This window comes from Frateuria hangzhouensis, from assembly GCF_026410505.1.
Classification (GTDB): domain Bacteria; phylum Pseudomonadota; class Gammaproteobacteria; order Xanthomonadales; family Rhodanobacteraceae; genus Frateuria_A; species Frateuria_A hangzhouensis.
In genome coordinates this window covers 109,887-126,573 of record NZ_JAPMIU010000010.1, presented here as the reverse complement: position 1 = coordinate 126,573, position 16,687 = coordinate 109,887, and the positions used below count along the sequence as shown (strand labels likewise).

Here is a 16,687-nt window from a genome sequence, read left to right as displayed (position 1 = left end):
GCGTTTGCCCTACCGCTTCATCGAATTGAAGAACTCGTCGTTGGACTTGGTGTTCTTCATCTTGTCGAGCATGAACTCCATCGCCGCCAGCTCGTCCATCGGATGCAGCAGCTTGCGCAGGATCCAGATTTTCGCGAGGAGGTCAGGATCGATCAGCAGGTCCTCGCGGCGGGTGCCGGAGCGGTTGATGTCGATCGCCGGGTAGACGCGCTTCTCGGAGATGCGCCGGGACAGGTGCACTTCCATGTTGCCGGTGCCCTTGAACTCCTCGTAGATCACCTCGTCCATCTTGGAGCCGGTGTCGGTCAGCGCGGTGGCGATGATGGTCAGCGAGCCGCCTTCCTCGACGTTGCGCGCGGCGCCGAAGAAGCGTTTCGGACGCTGCAGTGCGTTGGCGTCGACACCGCCGGTGAGCACCTTGCCGGAGCTGGGGATCACGGTGTTGTAGGCGCGCGCCAGGCGGGTGATCGAGTCGAGCAGGATGATCACGTCCTTCTTGTGCTCGACCAGGCGCTTGGCCCGCTCGATCACCATCTCGGCGACCTGCACGTGGCGCACGGCCGGCTCGTCGAAGGTCGAGGAAATGACCTCCGCGCGCACGGTGCGGGCGATCTCGGTGACCTCCTCCGGGCGCTCGTCGATCAGCAGCATGATCAGGTGCGATTCGGGGTGGTTGTACTGGATCGCCTGTGCGATGTTCTGCAGCATCATCGTCTTGCCGGATTTCGGCTGGGAGACGATCAGGCCGCGCTGGCCTTTGCCGATCGGCGCGATCAGGTCGAGGATGCGGCCGGTGATGTCCTCGCTCGATCCGTTGCCGCGCTCCAGCTTGAACGCCTTGCGCGGGAACAGCGGCGTGAGGTTCTCGAACAGCATCTTGTTCTTCGACGCCTCCGGCGGATCGCCGTTGATGTCGTCGACCTTGAGCATCGCGAAGTAGCGTTCGCCTTCCTTCGGATGGCGTACGCGCCCGGTGATGTAATCGCCGGTGCGCAGGTTGAAGCGGCGGATCTGGCTGGGCGACACGTAGATGTCGTCCGGGCCGGCCAGGTAGCTCTCGTCGGCCGAGCGCAGGAAGCCGAAGCCGTCCTGCAGGATTTCCAGCACGCCCTCGGCCCAGATGCCGCCGCCGGAGCGGGCGTGGGCCTTGAGGATGTTGAAGATCACGTCCTGCTTGCGGGCGCGGGCGACGCCTTCCTGGATGCCGAGCGATTCGGCAAAGGCCAGCAGCTCCGGCGCCTTCATCCGCTTGAGCTCGGTGAGGTTGATCAGCCGGTCGTTGCTGCCGATGTCGGCGTTCTCGTCGTCTTCGGGCAGGCCGCGCGGATTGTTGCGGTTGGGCTGGCCCTGGTTGCCGCCACCCTGGCCGCCGCCCTGGCCTCCCTGGGGACGCTGGCCGCGCTCGTGGCGGCGGCGACGGCCGCGGCCGTCGCGCTCGTTGTTGCGGTCGTTACGGTCGTTGCGGCGCTCGTTGTTGCCCTGCTGGCCGTTGCCCTGGGGCGCATTGCCGGGCTGGCCGCCTTCACGCGGTTCCTGCGCGGGACGCGGCGCGTTGTCGCCCGCCTCGATCGGCAGGTTGGCCTGGGTCGGCGCGGGGGTCGGTGCAGGAGCAGGAGCAGGCGCGGGGGCCGGGGCAGGCGCCGGAGCGGGTGCAGCCGCCGCAGGCGCTGGCGCCGGGCTGGATGCTGCAGCCTTCTCGGCCGCCTTTTCGGCGGCGGACTTGCGCGGTGCGCGGGTGCGCGCCGGCGCGTCCGCGCTTTTGGGTTCGGCGCGCTTGGCGTCGGACGGGTCTTGGGTTTCGATATCGGACACGGGCAAACCTCGTGGGGCGCCGTTGGGACAGGCCGCAGGTGGATCAGGCAGGAGGGAAGGCGAGCGTCGCGCGGTGCGCGCGGGAGGGGCAGGCAGACCGCCCCGACGGTCGTTGAGCGAATCTAGCATCCGCCGCGCGGCGCCGTAAAGCGCGCGCGGCGGGAACGGCGAGTCAGATCGCCTTGTCGATCATCTGGCCAAGCTGGCCCTTGCTGACGGCGCCGATCTGGGTCGCCTCGACCTTGCCGTGCTTGAACACCATCAGGGTGGGAATGCCGCGCACGCCATAGGTGCGGGGGGTCTTCTGGTTTTCGTCGATGTTCAGCTTGACGACACGCAGCTTGCCTTCGTACTGCCTGGCCAGCTCGTCGAGCATCGGCGCGATGGCCTTGCAGGGGCCGCACCATTCGGCCCAGAAGTCGAGCAGCACGGGGGTGTCGGACTCGAGCACTTCCTTCTGGAAGGCATCGTCGTTGACGTGGGTAATCAGGTCGCTCACCAGGATCTCCGTGGGTTGCGTGGAAAAGAGGGTCGGCATCGCGTGGCCGGCATCGGCCACGCGCATCGGCTACACTTGGGCGCCCATGTTGCGCGGGGTCCAACCGGAAGACTGCGGGGATTTGCCTTTGCGGCAGGCCTCCATTCCAGCGTAACTCGGGTCGCGATTCAAGCGATTCAAGGGTGGCGACGGAGGGTTCCGTTGTCATAGGCGAGAGGGCCGCACCTGCCAGCCTTCTCGCCTATGCCAGCGGAACCGTCGGTCCGAACCCTCCACCGGCGGAGATGAGCGGCGGTGCGCGCGCAAGACGCACGCCCGGCCAGCCGCCCCCGCAATCCTCAACCGTTCCGCGCCTTCCGGCAGCGGAGCCGGGCCCGCGTTGCGGCCGCCCGCATCCCATCCAGTGACCCATGTCCGAAACCGTACTGACCGACACCTTCTTCACCAACTTCGACCTTCATCCGCTGCTGCAACAGGGTCTTGCCGATGCCGGCTTCACCCGTTGCACGCCGATCCAGGCACTGACCCTGCCCGTGGCGCTGACCGGCCGCGACGTCGCCGGCCAGGCGCAGACCGGCACCGGCAAGACCTGCGCCTTCCTGGTCTCGCTGATGAACCGCCTGCTGACCCAGCCGGCGGTGGCCGAACGCAAGGATTCCGACCCGCGCGCGCTGATCATCGCGCCGACCCGCGAACTGGCGATCCAGATCGACAAGGACGCGCGCAGCATCGGCCGCCACACCGGCCTGAAGACCGCGCTGATCTACGGCGGCGTCGACTACGACAAGCAGCGCCAGCAGCTCAAGGATGGCTGCGACATCATCATCGCCACCCCCGGCCGCCTGCTTGATTACTACAAGCAGCAGGTGTTCGGCTTGAACGGCGTCGAGGTGATGGTGATCGACGAGGCCGACCGCATGTTCGACCTCGGCTTCATCAAGGACGTGCGCTTCATCTTCCGCCGCCTGCCGGCGCGCGAGCAGCGCCAGGTGCTGCTGTATTCGGCCACGCTCAGCCACCGCGTGCTGGAGCTGGCCTACGAGCACATGCACGAGGCCGAGAAGCTGGTGGTGGAGACCGACAACGTCACTGCCGACAAGGTGCGCCAGGTGGTCTACTTCCCGGCCAAGGAAGAGAAGATGCCGCTGCTGCTCAACCTGCTGGAGCGTGAAAAGCCCAGTCGCAGCATCGTCTTCGTCAACACCAAGGCCGCCGCCGAGCGCATCACCGATCGGGTCAAGCGCCAGGGCTATCGCGTCGGCGCGCTGTCCGGCGACGTGCCGCAGCTGAAGCGCCAGAAGCTGCTGCAGCGCTTCCAGGAGGGCCAGCTCGACATGCTGGTGTGCACCGACGTCGCCGCGCGCGGCCTGCACATCCCGGCGGTCAGCCACGTCTTCAACTACGACCTGCCGCAGGATGCCGAGGATTACGTGCACCGCATCGGCCGCACCGCACGCCTGGGTGCCGAGGGCGATGCGGTCAGCTTCGCCTGCGACCTGTATGCGATGAGCCTGCCGGACATCGAAACCTATATCGGGCAGAAGATCCCGGTGGCGACGGTCGAGCCGGACATGCTGATCATGCCCAAGGCGCGTGAGGTCGACCCGCAGTTCGTCGCGCAGGCGGCGGCCGATAGCGAGCAGTTCGGCGACAAGGTCGAGCCGCGCGGGGACGAGCGCAAGGCGCCGCGCAGCGGCTCGCGCCGTGGCCGCGACGGCGAGCGCGGTCCGCGCACGGATCGCCCGCCACGCGCACCGCGACCGCCCCGCACGGAAGGCGAGGCGGTGGCCGCGACCGAGCCACAGACGGCCGTGGCCGATGCCGCGGCGGTCGTACCGGCCGACGCGCCGGCGCCCGAGGCTGGCGAAGGTGCGCGCAAGCGGCGCCGCCGCCGTGGTGGCCGTGGTCGTCGTCGCGAGGGCGGTGAAAACGCCGCGCCGCAGGCGCAGGCTGCGGTGGAAAACCGCGCGCCGCACGGCGAACGCAAGCCGCCGCGCGAGCGCGCCGCCGGTCCGTCGCGGCCGTCGCGCCAGGTAGCGGTGCAGTCCGCGGCGGAATCGGCCGGCAAGAAGCCCGGCTTCTTCCGCCGCCTGACGCGCCTGTTCACCGGCCACTGATCAAGGATTCTTCTCCCTTCCGGGAGAAGGTGCCCCGCGGGGCAGGTGAGGGGCCCGGGTTCGCGACGGGCCCTAACCGGATTCATCGCGCCTTACCGGGAAACGCGTCATCGCGGATGCCCTGTAGGAGCCCACCTGTGGGCGATGCCCTTGGCCGATACCGGAGCAAGAGCATCGCCCACAAGTGGGCTCTACAACCACGTGGCCTGGGCGTGGGAACGGGATCGGCCCGGTTTGCCTCGCCGCGGCACGGCCTCAATGACGCGTTACTGCGCCGCGCCCACCCGGTGCCCCAGCGCCAGGCCCTTGAGGATGTTCAACGCCTGCGCCAGGGCGTAGTCCTGGGTGGCCAGTTTGGCGTTCTCCGCGCTGCCGTCGTTGTCGATGTCTTCGTCCGCGGCGGCGTGTTCGTTCGCCAGGTGGTGCTTGAGGTCGGCCTCCGAGTCGATCAGCACCGGCTGGTTGTCGGCCGGGTTGACGGTGAGCTCGGCCAGGGCGATGTCGGGGCGGATGCCTTCGGCCTGGATCGAGGTGCCGTCGGGCGTGTAGTAGCGGGCGGTGGTCAGCTTGACCGCATGGTCGGCATCCAGCGGCAGTACAGTCTGTACCACGCCCTTGCCGAACGTGCGTCGGCCCACGATCAGCGCGCGGTGGTTGTCCTTGAGCGCGCCGGCGACGATCTCGGCCGCCGAGGCGGTGCCTTTGTCGGCCAGCAGCACCATGGGTACACCCTGCAGCAGATCGCCCGGGTGCGCATCGAACTTGAGGTTGGCGTCGGCCAGCCGGCCGCGCGTGCTGACGATGCCGCCGGCATCGAGGAAATCGTCGCTGACCGCCACCGCCGAGGTAAGCAGGCCGCCGGGATTGGAACGCAGGTCCAGCACCGCTCCCTTGGGCTGACCATGTTTGGCCACGTAGTCGGCGAACTTGCTTTCCAGGTCGCCGGCGGTGTCTTCCTGGAACTGGCTGATGCGGATGTAGGCGTAGCCGGGTTGCAGTTCGCGCAGCTTCACGCTGGTCACCGAGATCCGCTCGCGCACCAGGTGCATGTCCACCGGTCGGTCGCTCTTCTCGTGCAGGATGGAGAGCGTGACCTTGCTGCCCGGCTCGCCGCGCAGCTGCTTGAACATGTCGTCCATGTTCTCCGGGTCGACCAGCTTGCCGTTGATCCCGACGATGGTGTCGCCCGGCTTGATGCCGGCGCGCGCGGCGGGCGTGTCGTCGATGGGCGCGATGATGCGCAGCGCGCCGTCCACCTCCAGCACCTCGATGCCCAGGCCGCTGTACTGGCCGGTGGTGTCTTCGGACAGTTGCTGCAGGCCGCGCTTGTCCAGGTATTCGCTGTGCGGATCGAGCCCTGCCAGCATGCCGCTGATGGCCGCCTTCATCAGGGTCTTGTTGTCGACCGGCTCGACGTACGCCTGGCGGATCACCTCGTACACCCGGCTGAAATTGCGCACGTCGTCCAGGTCGACCGGTTCGGGTGCGCTGGCCGGTTTGGCCGGCGCCGCGGTGCTCGCGGCAGCGGCCGGGGCGTCCTGCGCATGCAGCGGTGCGAGCGCCAGCGCAGCGGTGACGGCGCAGGCCAGGGCGCGGGGGATCGGGTGCATGCGAAGACTCCTGGGTATCCGTCGGGTTTCGACCGCGTGCGTGTGCGGTCGTTCCAATAGTGACGTGCGACGCCACACTAGCGTGCGGGCCGGCGGGTGGCCCGTCAACGCCGCTTGGCCAGCCAGCTGCGCGGGTCGACCGGCTTGTTCTTGTGGCGCAGTTCGAAGTACACGCCGGTGTTGACGCCGGTGGTCGGGCTGGCGGTGCCCAGCGGCTGACCGGCTTCGACCTGGTCGCCGACGCTGTGCAGCAGGGTTTCGTTGTTGCCGTACATGCTCAGCCAGCCGTCGCCGTGGTTGAGGATCACCAGCAGGCCGTAGCCACGCAGGAAAGCGGCGTAGACCACCCGGCCGCGCGCCACCGCGTGCACTTCGCTGCCGGCGGTGGCCTTGATCAGCACACCGTTGCCGTAGTTGACCACGGCGCCATCGGCCGGCCAGGGCAGGTTGCCGCGGATGTCGGCCTTGCCGCCGGTACGGCTGGGCGCGGCAGGGCTGGTGCGGTCGCTGCGGGCGGCTTCACGCGCGGCTTCGTCGATGGCGCGCTGCAGCTTGTCCACCAGGTGGTCGAGCGAGCTCGCGTTCTGCTTCATCGCCGCCAGGCGCTGGCTCTCGTCCTTGTACCTGGCATTGGCTTGCGCGACCAGCTTCTGCTGCGCCGCGCGCTGCGCGGCCAGCGCCTCGGCCTTGTCGGCGCGTTCGGCGCGGGTGGCGGCCAGGGCCTGCTGCTCGGCGGTGATCTGCGCTTCCAGCTGCTGCAGGCGGCTCAGCTCGTCCATCAGCCGGGCCACGCGCGCGGCGCGGTCCTGCTGAAAATACTTCGAATAGGCCAGCGCACGCGCGATCTGCGCCAGGTCCTGGTCGCCCAGCAACAGGCGCAGGTCGGTGCCGCGGCCGAGCGTGTAGGTCGCGCGCAGCAGATCGGCGATGGCGGCGCGCTGGCCGGCCAGCCGCTGGTCGAGTTCGGCGCGCTGCTGTTGCAGTTGTTCCAGTTGCTGCTGCTTGGCGGCCAGCGCGGCGTCGGCCTCGCGCAGGGCGCGGGCGGCCGCGGCCAGCGCCTCGGCCTGGCGCGCCAGCTTGGCGTTGGCGCTGTCGCGCCGGGCGGCGGTCTGCGCCTGCTCGCGCGCCAGCGCCTGCATCTTGCTGCGCAGCTCGGCCAGCTCACGTCGGGCCTGGGCCTGCTGGCGGGCGCTGTCCTGCGCGCTGACGGGCACCGCGACGGCCAGCGCGAGCAGGAGCAGGGCGACGAAGACACGAAGAGTAGGGCGACGCATGGGTCCGATTATCCCCGAAGCGGGCGCGTCGTAGGGTGGGCGTAGGGTGGGCTTCAGCCCCCACGGTCCCGATGTCCCGGAAAAACGGTGGGCTGAAGCCCACCCTACGCGCGCTCTCGCGACGGCCTCTGCACGGCCGGCCGCTACCATGGCAAGTCGATGGTGGACAGGCGATGCGATGAGCAGGATCGGGGCGTGGGGAGCGATGGCCGTCGCCTGGTGGCCGCTGGTGTTGGCGGCGCAGACCGTCACCGAGCTGCCGCCAGTACCGGTGCAGGCGTTGCGGCTGGACATCGCGCCGTTCGACCTGCCGGCCGCCCTGGCCAGCGTGCCGGTGGCCACCGGCGAGAGTGGCAAGCCCGGCGTGAACCTGTCCGAGGCGCTGACCGGCGTGCCCGGCGTGCTGGTGCGCGACCGGCAGAACCACGCGCAGGACGCGCAACTGTCGATCCGCGGCTTCGGCGCGCGCGCCAGCTTCGGCGTGCGCGGCGTGCGGCTCTATGCCGACGGCATTCCTGCCACGATGCCGGACGGGCAAGGCCAGCTGTCGCATTTCGCGCTGGCGGCGGCCGACCGCATCGACGTGCTGCGCGGGCCGTTCTCGGCGCTGTACGGCAATTCCTCCGGCGGCGTGGTGCAGCTGTGGAGCGCGGAAGGCGGGCCGGTGCCGGTGCGCACGCTGGAAGCCTTCGCCGGCGCCGACGCCAGCCGGCGCGTGGGCGCGGCCGCCCGCGGGCTGGCCGGATTGTTCGACTACAACCTGGCGCTGAACCGGTTCACCAGCGACGGCTACCGCGCGCACAGCCGCGCGCGCCGCACCTCGGGCAATGCGCGGCTGGGCATCGACCTGGGCGCCGGTCGCACGCTCACCCTGGTGCTCAACACGCTGGCGCAGCAGGCGCGCGACCCGCTCGGCCTCGACCGGGCGCAGTGGCGGGCCGAGCCGAGCCAGGCGGTGGACGCGGCGTTCGCCTTCGACACCCGCAAGCGCGTGCGCCAGCAGCAGTTGGGCGCGATCTGGCAGGCCGGGGGCGACGGCCACGGCGGCGTGCGCCTGATGGCATACGCCGGGCAGCGCGCGGTGATGCAGGTGCTGCCGATTCCGCCAGCGGCGCAGCAAAGCCCGCTCAGCGCCGGCGGGGTGATCGACCTGGATGGCGGCTATGGCGGCGTCGACGCCCGCTGGACGCATCGCGTGCAAGCCCTCGGCCGGCCGCTGGAACTGGTGCTGGGCACGAGCTGGGACGCGCAGGACCAGCATCGGCGTGGTTACGCGAATTTCGTCGGCGACATGCTGGGCGTCGCCGGCGCGCTGCGCCGCGATGAGCGCGACCGCGTGCATGCCTTCGACCAGTACGCACAACTGTACTGGCGCCTGGCCGAGCGTTGGTCGCTGCTGCTCGGCGCGCGCCACAGCGAAGTCGCCTTCCGCACGCGCGACCGCTATGTCGTCGCCGGCAATCCGGACGACAGTGGCGCGGTGCGTTACCGCGCGACCACGCCGGTAGCCGGCATCGACTACCGGCCCGATCCGCGGTTGCGCCTCTACGCCAGCTACGGCGAGGGCTTCGAGACACCCACCTTCAACGAACTGGGCTACCGCCGCGACGGCGGCAGCGGCCTGGCGCTGGACCTGCGCCCGGTACGCAGCCGCAACGGGGAACTGGGCCTGAAGTGGCGGCCACGCGAGGCCCTTGGCGTCGAGCTGGCGCTGTTCCGCGCGGACAGCCGCGACGAACTGGCGGTGGCGAGCAACCATGACGGCCGCTCGACTTACCGCAATATCGGCCGCAGCCGCCGTCAGGGTGCGGAGCTGGCGGTCGATGGCGAACTCGGCGCGGGCTGGCGCCTGCGCCTGGGCCTGACCTGGCTGGACGCACGCTTCCGCGACCGCTTCCTGGCCTGCGTCGAGCGGCCCTGCCTGGCGCCCGACCTGCCGGTTCCGGCCGGCACGCGCATCCCCGGCGTGCCGCGCCGCTACGGCTCGTTGCGGCTGGAGCGCGGCGGCGAGCTGGGCTGGCGCGGCGGGATCGAATTCGAAGGCGTCGGCGCCGTGCCGGTGGACGACCGCAACAGCGACGCGGCACCGGGCTACCTGCGCACCGGCGTCGACCTCGGCTACGGATTGGCGCTCGGCGCCACGCAGCTGCGGCTGAGCGCGCGGGTGGACAATCTGTTCGATCGACGCCTGGTCGGCGCGGTGATCGTCAACGACGGCAACGGCCGCTACTACGAACCGGCACCAGGGCGCAGCCTGACCGTGGGATTGCGCCTGGTGTTCTGATGCGACGTTTTCTTTGCGGACGCAAAGGGGCAAAGTCGTACGCATGACCCCGGACTGCACGCCATGTGCCTGATCGCCTTCGCCTGGAATACCCATCCACGCTGGCGGCTGCTGCTGGCCGGCAATCGCGACGAAGCGCACGCCCGCCCCAGCGCCCCGCTGGCGCGCTGGGACGATGCGCCGGTGATCGCCGGCCGCGACCTGGAGGCAGGAGGCACCTGGATCGGCGTGAGCCCGGGCGGCCGCTGCGGCGTGGTCACCAACGTGCGTGACCCGCGCGTGCCGCAGAGCGGTCGGTCGCGCGGCCTGCTGGTGACCGACTGGCTGCGCGGCAGCGCCGATGCCACCGCGCACGCGCAGGCCCTGCGCCAGGTGGCCGGGCAGTACCGGCCCTTCAACCTGCTCACCTTCGACGCGCACGCCGCCTACTACCTGGGCAACCGGCCCGAGCCGCGCGCACAGGCGGTGACACCCGGCGTGCACGGACTTTCCAACGCCGACTTCAACACGCCCTGGCCGAAGACGCGCCTGCTGATGACGCGCCTGCAAGCGTGGCTGGAGGAAGCACGCGATGAAGCGTTCGAGCCGTTGTTCGCCGCGCTGGCGGACGAACGGCCAGCGCTCGACGACGAACTGCCCGACACCGGTATCGGCCGCGATCGCGAGCGGTGGCTGTCGGCGGCATTCGTGCGCGGCGCTGACTACGGCACCCGCGCCAGCACGGTGGTGGCCATCGACCATGCCGGACACGGGCAGATCGTCGAACGCCGGTTCGGTCCGAATGGGCGTCCGGACGGCCAGACGACAATCGACTGGTAGCCCGGCCCGTAGAGCATCCACAAACCCGCTGCCTCCCCGAGGGAAAGAACGCAAAGCGGCGAACCTCACCCCCGAGCGACCGCGGCAAAGCGGCGGCAGCTCCTCTACGAGCAGGCGTTCACCAGGGGGCGAGCCAAGTCGCTGCAACCCCGCGCAAGAACGACCACGCTCCTGCCCGCATCCCCGCGAGCCCCGGCCCCTCACCCCAGCCTTCTCCCCGGAGGGGAGAGGGAGCAAGCACGCGGCTCCCGAGCGACCGCGGCAAAGCGGCGTCAGCTCCTCTATGAGCAGGCGGCCACCAGGCAAGGCGGGAAGGCACCTAGCTCTTCTCTCTCACCGCGCTCCACAGACCCTTTCTTTTGGTTACTTTTCTTTGGGTCCGCAAAGAAAAGTGACTCGAGCGCCGACAGGCGATCGAAAGCCCGCCGCAGGCGAGCCAGGTCGCGGAAGGACCGCGCAAGAACGACAACGTTTTTGCCCGCATCCCCGCGAGCCCCGGCCCCTCACCCCAGCCCTCTCCCCGGAGGGGAGAGGGAGCAAGCACGCGCCTCCCGAGCGACCGCGGCAAAGCGGCGTCAGCTCCTCTATGAGCAGGCGCCCACCAGGCAAGGCGGGAAGGCACCTAGCTCTTCTCCACCCCGCGCTCCACAGACCCTTTCTTCTGGTTACTTTTCTTTGGGTCCGCAAAGAAAAGTGACTCGAGCGCCGACAGGCGATCGAAAGCCCGCCGCAGGCGAGCCAGGTCGCGGAAGGACCGCGCAAGAACGACAACGTTTTTGCCCGTATCCCCGCGAGCCCCGGCCCCTCACCCCAGCCCTCTCCCCGGAGGGGAGAGGGAGCAAGGTCCGCGCGAGCCGCCACCCACGTAGGCATCAGCCCGCCCACCCATCGGCCCACGCCCTACGTAACCGGTCGGCTCCCACCCCTGCCCCCCGTCCAACCGCATCGCTACCGTGTACAACCCACCTAAGCGAGGGAACGTTTCAATGCCACAGGGATGGCGCTGGCCGACCGGCCTCCTGGTCGGATGCATGCTTGCGATGCCGTGCATGGCGGCCTGTCCGGCCTGGAACGCGCAACACGCCGCACACGAACTCGATGCATTGCACGACCAGCTCGACCGCTGGAACCACGCCTACCGCACCGACGGCCAGTCCCCCGTCGACGATGCGATCTACGACCAGGCACTGGCACGCTACGAAAGCTGGCGCAGCTGCTTCCCGGCACAGGCGCCCGCGCCATTGGCACACCTGGCCGACGCCACCGGCCCGGCGCGCGCGCCGGTCGCGCAGACCGGTCTGGCCAAGCTGCCGGGTGCGGCCGCGGTGCAGGCATGGATCGATGCCCGCGGCGATCGCGACCTGTGGGTGCAGCCCAAGGCCGATGGCGTGGCGGTAACGCTGCTGTACGTCGACGGCCGCCTGCGCCAGGCGGTCAGTCGCGGCGATGGCCTGCACGGTTCGGACTGGACCGCCAAGGCACGCCGGATCGCCGCGGTGCCGAAACAGTTGCCGCACGCACCGCCGCGGGTAGTACTGCAGGGCGAACTGGTCTGGCGCCTGCCCGGGCACCGGCAGGCCCACGACGGCGGCGTCGGCGCGCGGGCCGACGTTGCCGGTGCGCTGGCGCGCGAGCCGCTCGATGCCGCCACCGCCGCACGCATCGGCCTGTTCGTGTGGGACTGGCCGAACGGCCCGGCCGGCATGCCGGCGCGACTGTCCGGACTGGCCGCGATGGGCTTCGCTTCCAGCGCCGCGTTGACCCACCCGGTGAAGGATCTTGCCGACGTGCGCCGCTGGCGCGAGCGCTGGTACCGGCAGGCGCTGCCTTTCGCCACCGACGGCACCGTGCTGCGGCAGGGACGGCGACCGCCCGCCGCCGCATGGCAAGCCGCGCCGCCCGACTGGGCGGTCGCCTGGAAATACCCGCCCGCCAAGGCGCTGGCCACCGTGCGCGGGGTGGACTTTCGCCGCGGGCGCCGCGGCGGCATCAGCGTGGTGCTGGAACTGGAGCCGGTGGTGCTCGACGACCGCACGGTGCGTCGCGTCAGCGTGGGTTCGCTGGCGCACTGGCGCCAGCTCGACGCGCGTCCGGGCGACCAGGTCTCGCTGTCGCTGGCCGGCCTGACCATTCCCCGCTTCGATGCGGTGGTGTGGCGCACCCACGAGCGCGCCGCGGTCGACGTGCCGCGGGAGACGGCGCGCGACGGGCTGGACTGCTGGCACCCCGACGCCGGTTGCGAAGACCAGTTCCTCGCCCGGCTGGTGTGGCTCGGCGGGCGGCAGGGGTTGCGCATCGACGGCGTGGGCGAGACAACCTGGCGTGCACTGGTCGATGCCGGCCTGGTGCACGGCGTGCTCGACTGGTTCTCGCTCACGCCCGCGCAGCTGGCTGCCGTGCCGGGCATCGGCGCCGGCCGTGCCGCGCACCTGGCGCAGGCATTCGAGCGCACGCGCGCGGCCGGCTTCGGCCGCTGGCTGCGCGCGCTGGGCATGCCGCCGGCGGGCGACGCGGTGTTGACCGATTGGCCTGCGCTGGTCGCGCGGGATGCGGCAGCATGGGAAAAGGCCCCGGGCATCGGTCCTGGCCGCGCTGCGCGGTTGCAGGCGTTCTTCCATCATCCGGAGGTGGATCGCCTCACTGAACGGCTGCATGCGGCGGGTATCGCCGGGTTTTGAAACTGCCCGGAACACTTGTCGGAGCGCACCTGTGCGCGACCGCGATGCCGGGGCGCCGATGAAGGTCGCACATCAATGCGCTCCACCAAGGTTGTCGCCCGCACCAGGGAACCGGGTCCGCGCTTCCCTAGGCGAGGATTTCCCCATCCACGTAATACCAGCGCCCGTCCTCGCGCAGGAACCGGCTGACTTCGTGCATCCGCTGCGCGCGCCCGCCGCCGTAGCGCAGGCGGGCGACGAACTCCACCACCGCTTCCCCGGCGCCGCCCTCGTGACGCTTCACGGACAGCCCGAGCCAGCTCGGTGCCGGTTGCTGCGCGGCCAGTTTCAGGTGCGCCGGGCGCGTGCTGGGGTGCCAGGTATCCAGCAGATAGTCCTCGCGCTTGAGCACGTAGGCGCTGTAGCGCGAGCGCATCAGCGCCTCGGCGCTTGGCGCGGGCGTGCCTTCGTGCAGCGGCCCGCAGCAGTGCGCGTAGCCGGCGGTGTTGCCGCAGGGGCAGGGCGTGAGGGTATCGATGGCGCGCACGTTATGCAGTCGTTCCAGGCCGGGGATGCGTGGCCATCCTGACGCGCCGCGACAAAAATGCAACGTGCGCTTAATCGGTGCGGCGCCGTCCCGCGATCAGCGGCGCCAGGTCGTAGCCCATGCGGCGGGGGATCGCCTTGAGTTCCTCGAACAGGTGGTAGTCCATGCGCACTTCGCGGCTGAGTATCCACAGGTGGCGTCGGCGCGGCTCGCCGACCACGGCCCAGCGATAGTCCCGGTCCAGCCCGATCACCCAATGCTCGCTCCAGACGAAGCGCAGCCGGTCCAGCCAGGCCGGTGCGAAGCGCAACTGCAGCCGCGCCGGTTCCCGCAACGGCTCGGGCTGGCGCAGCACGCCGTGCGCCTGGCTGGGCTGTCCGTCCATGTCGACGCAGGCACTGTCGACCGCGATCAGGCCATCGTCCCGCGGCGTGTACTCCAGCATGAGCTCTCCCGCGCAACGGCGCTGGAAGGGCAACGGCAACCAGGCCATCCCATGCCAACGGCCCACGTAGCGGTCCAGGTCCAGCCACGGCACGGCTTCCACGACGCCGCGCGTCGCGGTACCGCTGGCGCGCGGCCCGCGCTGGCCCGACTGCTTGCCTGTGTGCCGCTGCATGCTGCCTCCCTGGGTGAACGAGGGTGGCCTCATGTAAGCACGCGCGACGATCAATCCGGCGTCAAGCGGCAGCCACGCGCGGGTCCTGCGATCGCGCCGCGTCCGGTTTGCCGGCGCCGGTATCGCGATGCCACACGCGGCAGTGGTTGTGGGCCGGCAGCGCGTGATCCTCGCGCAACACGAAGCCGGCACCACGCGCCAGCGCATCCACCGCTTCGGCGTCGCGCAGGCCCATGCGCGGATCGCGCGATTTGAGCGAACGATCGAAGGCGGCATTGCTGTCGCTGGTGAAGCGGCCGCCGCGGTTGAAAGGACCGTAGATGGCCAGCACGGCATCGTCGGTGGTGGCCTGCGGCAGGTGCGCGAACAGGCGCTCCACCTCCGACCAGCCCATGATGTGCAGCGTGTTCGCGCTGAACACCGCGTCGTAGCGCGCGGATGGCCAATCGCCGGTCACGTCGAGCTCGATCGGCGGAAGGGTGTTGGGCAAAGCGGCATCGTCCAGCCAGGCGCGGATACCGGGCAGGTGCGCGGCGCGGTCGGAACACTGCCAGGTCAACCACGGCATCGCGGAGGCGAAGTGCACCGCATGCTGGCCGGTGCCGCTGCCGATCTCCAGCACCCGCGTGCATCGCGCAAAGGCCGCGCGCAGCACCGCCAGGATCGGTTCGCGGTTGCGTTCGCAGGCAGGCGCAAACGGCTTGTCCGCCATCAGGCCGGGCGACCGCGCAGCACCCGCGCCGGCAGCATCAGCAGTGCGCCGAGGAAGGCAAACACCGCGTGCAGCGTGATGCCCACCAGCCGGAACGGCAACGCGATCAGCCAGACCACCGGATAAAGCACCAGCGCCAGCAACGCCAGCGGCCAGCAGAACACCAGCAGCAGCAACCAGAGCAGGAAACCGACCATGAGCGGTCCTCCGACGGTGGGGAAGAGCCGACTTTAGCGCGGGCGCGCGCTGCCGCGTAGATGACTGGCGGCATCCCCCGGGATGCGTCAGTGCATGCCCGCCATCGGATCGACGCCGATCAGCCAGCGGTGCAGCCAGAACGCGAAGATCGCCCAGGCAACCACGCCGATCACCACCGCCAGCAGGTCCCCACGCAGCGTGCCGGCCGCATAGCGAACGCCGGTCAGTCGATCGCGCTGGCGCAGCCAGACCGCCATCGGCAGCGACCACGACAGGAACGCGCCGAACAGCACCACGTCGTACAGCATGCCGGTGGCCAGCAGGTGGCCGGAAGCCCACACCAGCACACCCAGCAGCATCGGCTGCCCCAGCGCCGCCTTGATGTGGTTGCGCGGCACGTAGGCCGCGGCCACCAGCACGAAGGCGACCAGGGTGAACAGCGCATTGAGGTGGTCCATCGACGGCGGCGGCGCGTACAGCACCAGCGGCAGGTCCCGCGCCCGGCCGAAACCCCAGCAGATGAGCACCAGGCCGGCCAGCGCCACCAGCGCGAACAGTCCCTTCCAGGTCCGCTCGCCGAAGCGGTCGATCTGCCGCTGGCGCCAGCGCGGGAAGACCAGGGGCAGCACGTGTACGCCGAGGAAGACGAACAGGCCGATGATCATGAGCTGCATCGTGCTTCTCCTTGGAGCGGAACGCGCATGATAGGCGGGCGTCGGCGATGCGCCGTGACGGATGGAGCGATCGCGGCGGGCCGGCTCAGCCGCAGGATGCCACGTCCACCGCCAGCACCGCGCTTCCCGGCGCCAGCGTCGCGCGTACCGGCGCCGCGGTCGGGTGCCGCCAGGCGTCGCCTGGCTCCAGCACAAGATCGTCCAGCTGCAGCCGGCCCTGCGCGCAATACAGCAGCACGGTGTGCGGACCCGGCACGACGTCGGCCGGATCGCGCCATACCGACACCTTCCCGCGCGCGCGCTGGCGGCGGACCATCAGGTTGAAGTCACGGGTGGCGCCGCCGGCCAGCGTCACGGCCACCTGCGCCTCGCCCGGAAAGGCGAACGGCGCGAACGGCTCGGTCAGCGCGTGCGTGCGGCCATCACCCAGCGCCATGGCGAAGCCGGCGCCATCGAGCAGCACGATGGTGCGGTCGATGCCGGGAAAGGCGGAGAACGGCGCGGCGCTGTCGACCTCGGCCACGCTGACGCGCCACAGGAAGTCGTCCATGCCGGCGCCGGGCGGGTCCACGGCCAGCTCGCGGGTGCGACCCTGGCCGTTTTTCCAGGAGCGCGCGGGGCAGTCGCGCAGGTTCAGGATCGGATCGGACACGGCAGGCCTCGACGGCTGAAACCGCCATTGTAGAGTGGGCTTCAGCCCACCATCGGCTCGCGGCAGGTGCTTCGCTTCGGCGTTACGCGCCTACGCTCGGCATGATCGGTTCTGGAAAAGATTCGCCCTTGAACATGGCCAAGCGAATCTGAAAAACAGCCGTGCGTCCTGGACTTGGCGAAGCGATTCTGAAAACCAGCCGTGCGCCCTGGA

14 protein-coding genes are annotated in these 16,687 nt (G+C 70.1%); 4 read left to right on the top strand and 10 right to left on the bottom strand.

Annotated elements, in window-relative coordinates; all coding sequences use genetic code 11:
* Nucleotides 1–9: 9 nt before the first annotated feature.
* Together rho and trxA are read right to left on the bottom strand one after the other, a co-directional pair.
* On the bottom strand, nucleotides 10–1,812 hold the full coding sequence (rho, locus tag OSC30_RS12250) for a transcription termination factor Rho (RefSeq protein ID WP_267172135.1): 1,803 nt from the start codon (nucleotides 1,810–1,812) through the stop codon (nucleotides 10–12).
* A gap of 172 nt (nucleotides 1,813–1,984) precedes the next feature.
* Nucleotides 1,985–2,311 (bottom strand): thioredoxin TrxA, encoded by a 327-nt coding sequence (trxA, locus tag OSC30_RS12245; RefSeq protein ID WP_267172134.1) that lies wholly within the window; start codon nucleotides 2,309–2,311, stop codon nucleotides 1,985–1,987.
* Between the two features lie 410 nt (nucleotides 2,312–2,721).
* Between trxA and OSC30_RS12240 the strand changes: the two genes are divergently transcribed.
* Nucleotides 2,722–4,428: a DEAD/DEAH box helicase gene (locus tag OSC30_RS12240; RefSeq protein ID WP_267172133.1), complete on the top strand. Its 1,707-nt coding sequence runs from the start codon at nucleotides 2,722–2,724 to the stop codon at nucleotides 4,426–4,428.
* 266 nt (nucleotides 4,429–4,694) lie between these two features.
* On the opposite strand, the gene OSC30_RS12235 is transcribed toward OSC30_RS12240, so the two are convergent.
* Both OSC30_RS12235 and OSC30_RS12230 read right to left on the bottom strand, forming a co-directional pair.
* Nucleotides 4,695–6,038 (bottom strand): S41 family peptidase, encoded by a 1,344-nt coding sequence (locus OSC30_RS12235; protein ID WP_267172132.1) that lies wholly within the window; start codon nucleotides 6,036–6,038, stop codon nucleotides 4,695–4,697.
* Between the two features lie 104 nt (nucleotides 6,039–6,142).
* Nucleotides 6,143–7,312, bottom strand: coding sequence for a murein hydrolase activator EnvC family protein (locus tag OSC30_RS12230; RefSeq protein WP_267172131.1), 1,170 nt, complete (start codon nucleotides 7,310–7,312; stop codon nucleotides 6,143–6,145).
* Between the two features lie 178 nt (nucleotides 7,313–7,490).
* Between OSC30_RS12230 and OSC30_RS12225 the strand changes: the two genes are divergently transcribed.
* From OSC30_RS12225 to ligB, 3 genes are all read left to right on the top strand, one after another.
* The gene (locus OSC30_RS12225) at nucleotides 7,491–9,596 is read left to right on the top strand and encodes a TonB-dependent receptor family protein (RefSeq protein WP_267172130.1); all 2,106 of its coding nucleotides are present in this window, start codon (nucleotides 7,491–7,493) and stop codon (nucleotides 9,594–9,596) included.
* A gap of 63 nt (nucleotides 9,597–9,659) precedes the next feature.
* Nucleotides 9,660–10,415 carry an NRDE family protein gene (locus OSC30_RS12220; RefSeq protein WP_267172129.1) on the top strand — a complete coding sequence of 252 codons (756 nt, stop codon included), beginning with the start codon at nucleotides 9,660–9,662 and terminating at the stop codon, nucleotides 10,413–10,415.
* A 986-nt stretch (nucleotides 10,416–11,401) separates the two neighbouring features.
* On the top strand, nucleotides 11,402–13,093 hold the full coding sequence (ligB, locus tag OSC30_RS12215) for an NAD-dependent DNA ligase LigB (protein ID WP_267172128.1): 1,692 nt from the start codon (nucleotides 11,402–11,404) through the stop codon (nucleotides 13,091–13,093).
* Nucleotides 13,094–13,220: 127 nt separating this feature from the next.
* Here ligB and OSC30_RS12210 read toward each other — a convergent pair whose 3' ends face one another.
* From OSC30_RS12210 to OSC30_RS12185, 6 genes are all read right to left on the bottom strand, one after another.
* Complete coding sequence (locus OSC30_RS12210; RefSeq protein WP_267172127.1) at nucleotides 13,221–13,619, bottom strand: YchJ family protein; 399 nt, start codon at nucleotides 13,617–13,619, stop codon at nucleotides 13,221–13,223.
* A gap of 70 nt (nucleotides 13,620–13,689) precedes the next feature.
* Nucleotides 13,690–14,238: a lipocalin family protein gene (locus OSC30_RS12205; protein ID WP_267172126.1), complete on the bottom strand. Its 549-nt coding sequence runs from the start codon at nucleotides 14,236–14,238 to the stop codon at nucleotides 13,690–13,692.
* A gap of 61 nt (nucleotides 14,239–14,299) precedes the next feature.
* The gene (locus tag OSC30_RS12200) at nucleotides 14,300–14,950 is read right to left on the bottom strand and encodes a DUF938 domain-containing protein (RefSeq protein ID WP_267172125.1); all 651 of its coding nucleotides are present in this window, start codon (nucleotides 14,948–14,950) and stop codon (nucleotides 14,300–14,302) included.
* Nucleotides 14,950–15,147, bottom strand: a complete 198-nt coding sequence (locus OSC30_RS12195) for a hypothetical protein (RefSeq protein WP_267172124.1) — start codon at nucleotides 15,145–15,147, stop codon at nucleotides 14,950–14,952. The genes OSC30_RS12200 and OSC30_RS12195 overlap by 1 nt, the downstream gene beginning before the upstream one ends.
* Nucleotides 15,148–15,234: 87 nt before the next feature.
* The gene (locus tag OSC30_RS12190) at nucleotides 15,235–15,822 is read right to left on the bottom strand and encodes an NnrU family protein (RefSeq protein WP_267172123.1); all 588 of its coding nucleotides are present in this window, start codon (nucleotides 15,820–15,822) and stop codon (nucleotides 15,235–15,237) included.
* Nucleotides 15,823–15,907: 85 nt separating this feature from the next.
* Nucleotides 15,908–16,474 carry a HutD/Ves family protein gene (locus OSC30_RS12185; RefSeq protein ID WP_267172122.1) on the bottom strand — a complete coding sequence of 189 codons (567 nt, stop codon included), beginning with the start codon at nucleotides 16,472–16,474 and terminating at the stop codon, nucleotides 15,908–15,910.
* Nucleotides 16,475–16,687: the final 213 nt, after the last annotated feature.

Coding starts and splice junctions, on each gene's coding strand:
- OSC30_RS12240 (WP_267172133.1), top strand. CDS start 2,722: ATGTCCGAAACCGTACTGACCGACACCTTCTTCACCAACTTCGACCTT.
- OSC30_RS12235 (WP_267172132.1), bottom strand. CDS start 6,038: ATGCACCCGATCCCCCGCGCCCTGGCCTGCGCCGTCACCGCTGCGCTG.
- OSC30_RS12230 (WP_267172131.1), bottom strand. CDS start 7,312: ATGCGTCGCCCTACTCTTCGTGTCTTCGTCGCCCTGCTCCTGCTCGCG.
- OSC30_RS12225 (WP_267172130.1), top strand. CDS start 7,491: ATGAGCAGGATCGGGGCGTGGGGAGCGATGGCCGTCGCCTGGTGGCCG.
- OSC30_RS12220 (WP_267172129.1), top strand. CDS start 9,660: ATGTGCCTGATCGCCTTCGCCTGGAATACCCATCCACGCTGGCGGCTG.
- ligB (WP_267172128.1), top strand. CDS start 11,402: ATGCCACAGGGATGGCGCTGGCCGACCGGCCTCCTGGTCGGATGCATG.
- OSC30_RS12205 (WP_267172126.1), bottom strand. CDS start 14,238: ATGCAGCGGCACACAGGCAAGCAGTCGGGCCAGCGCGGGCCGCGCGCC.
- OSC30_RS12200 (WP_267172125.1), bottom strand. CDS start 14,950: ATGGCGGACAAGCCGTTTGCGCCTGCCTGCGAACGCAACCGCGAACCG.
- OSC30_RS12195 (WP_267172124.1), bottom strand. CDS start 15,147: ATGGTCGGTTTCCTGCTCTGGTTGCTGCTGCTGGTGTTCTGCTGGCCG.
- OSC30_RS12190 (WP_267172123.1), bottom strand. CDS start 15,822: ATGCAGCTCATGATCATCGGCCTGTTCGTCTTCCTCGGCGTACACGTG.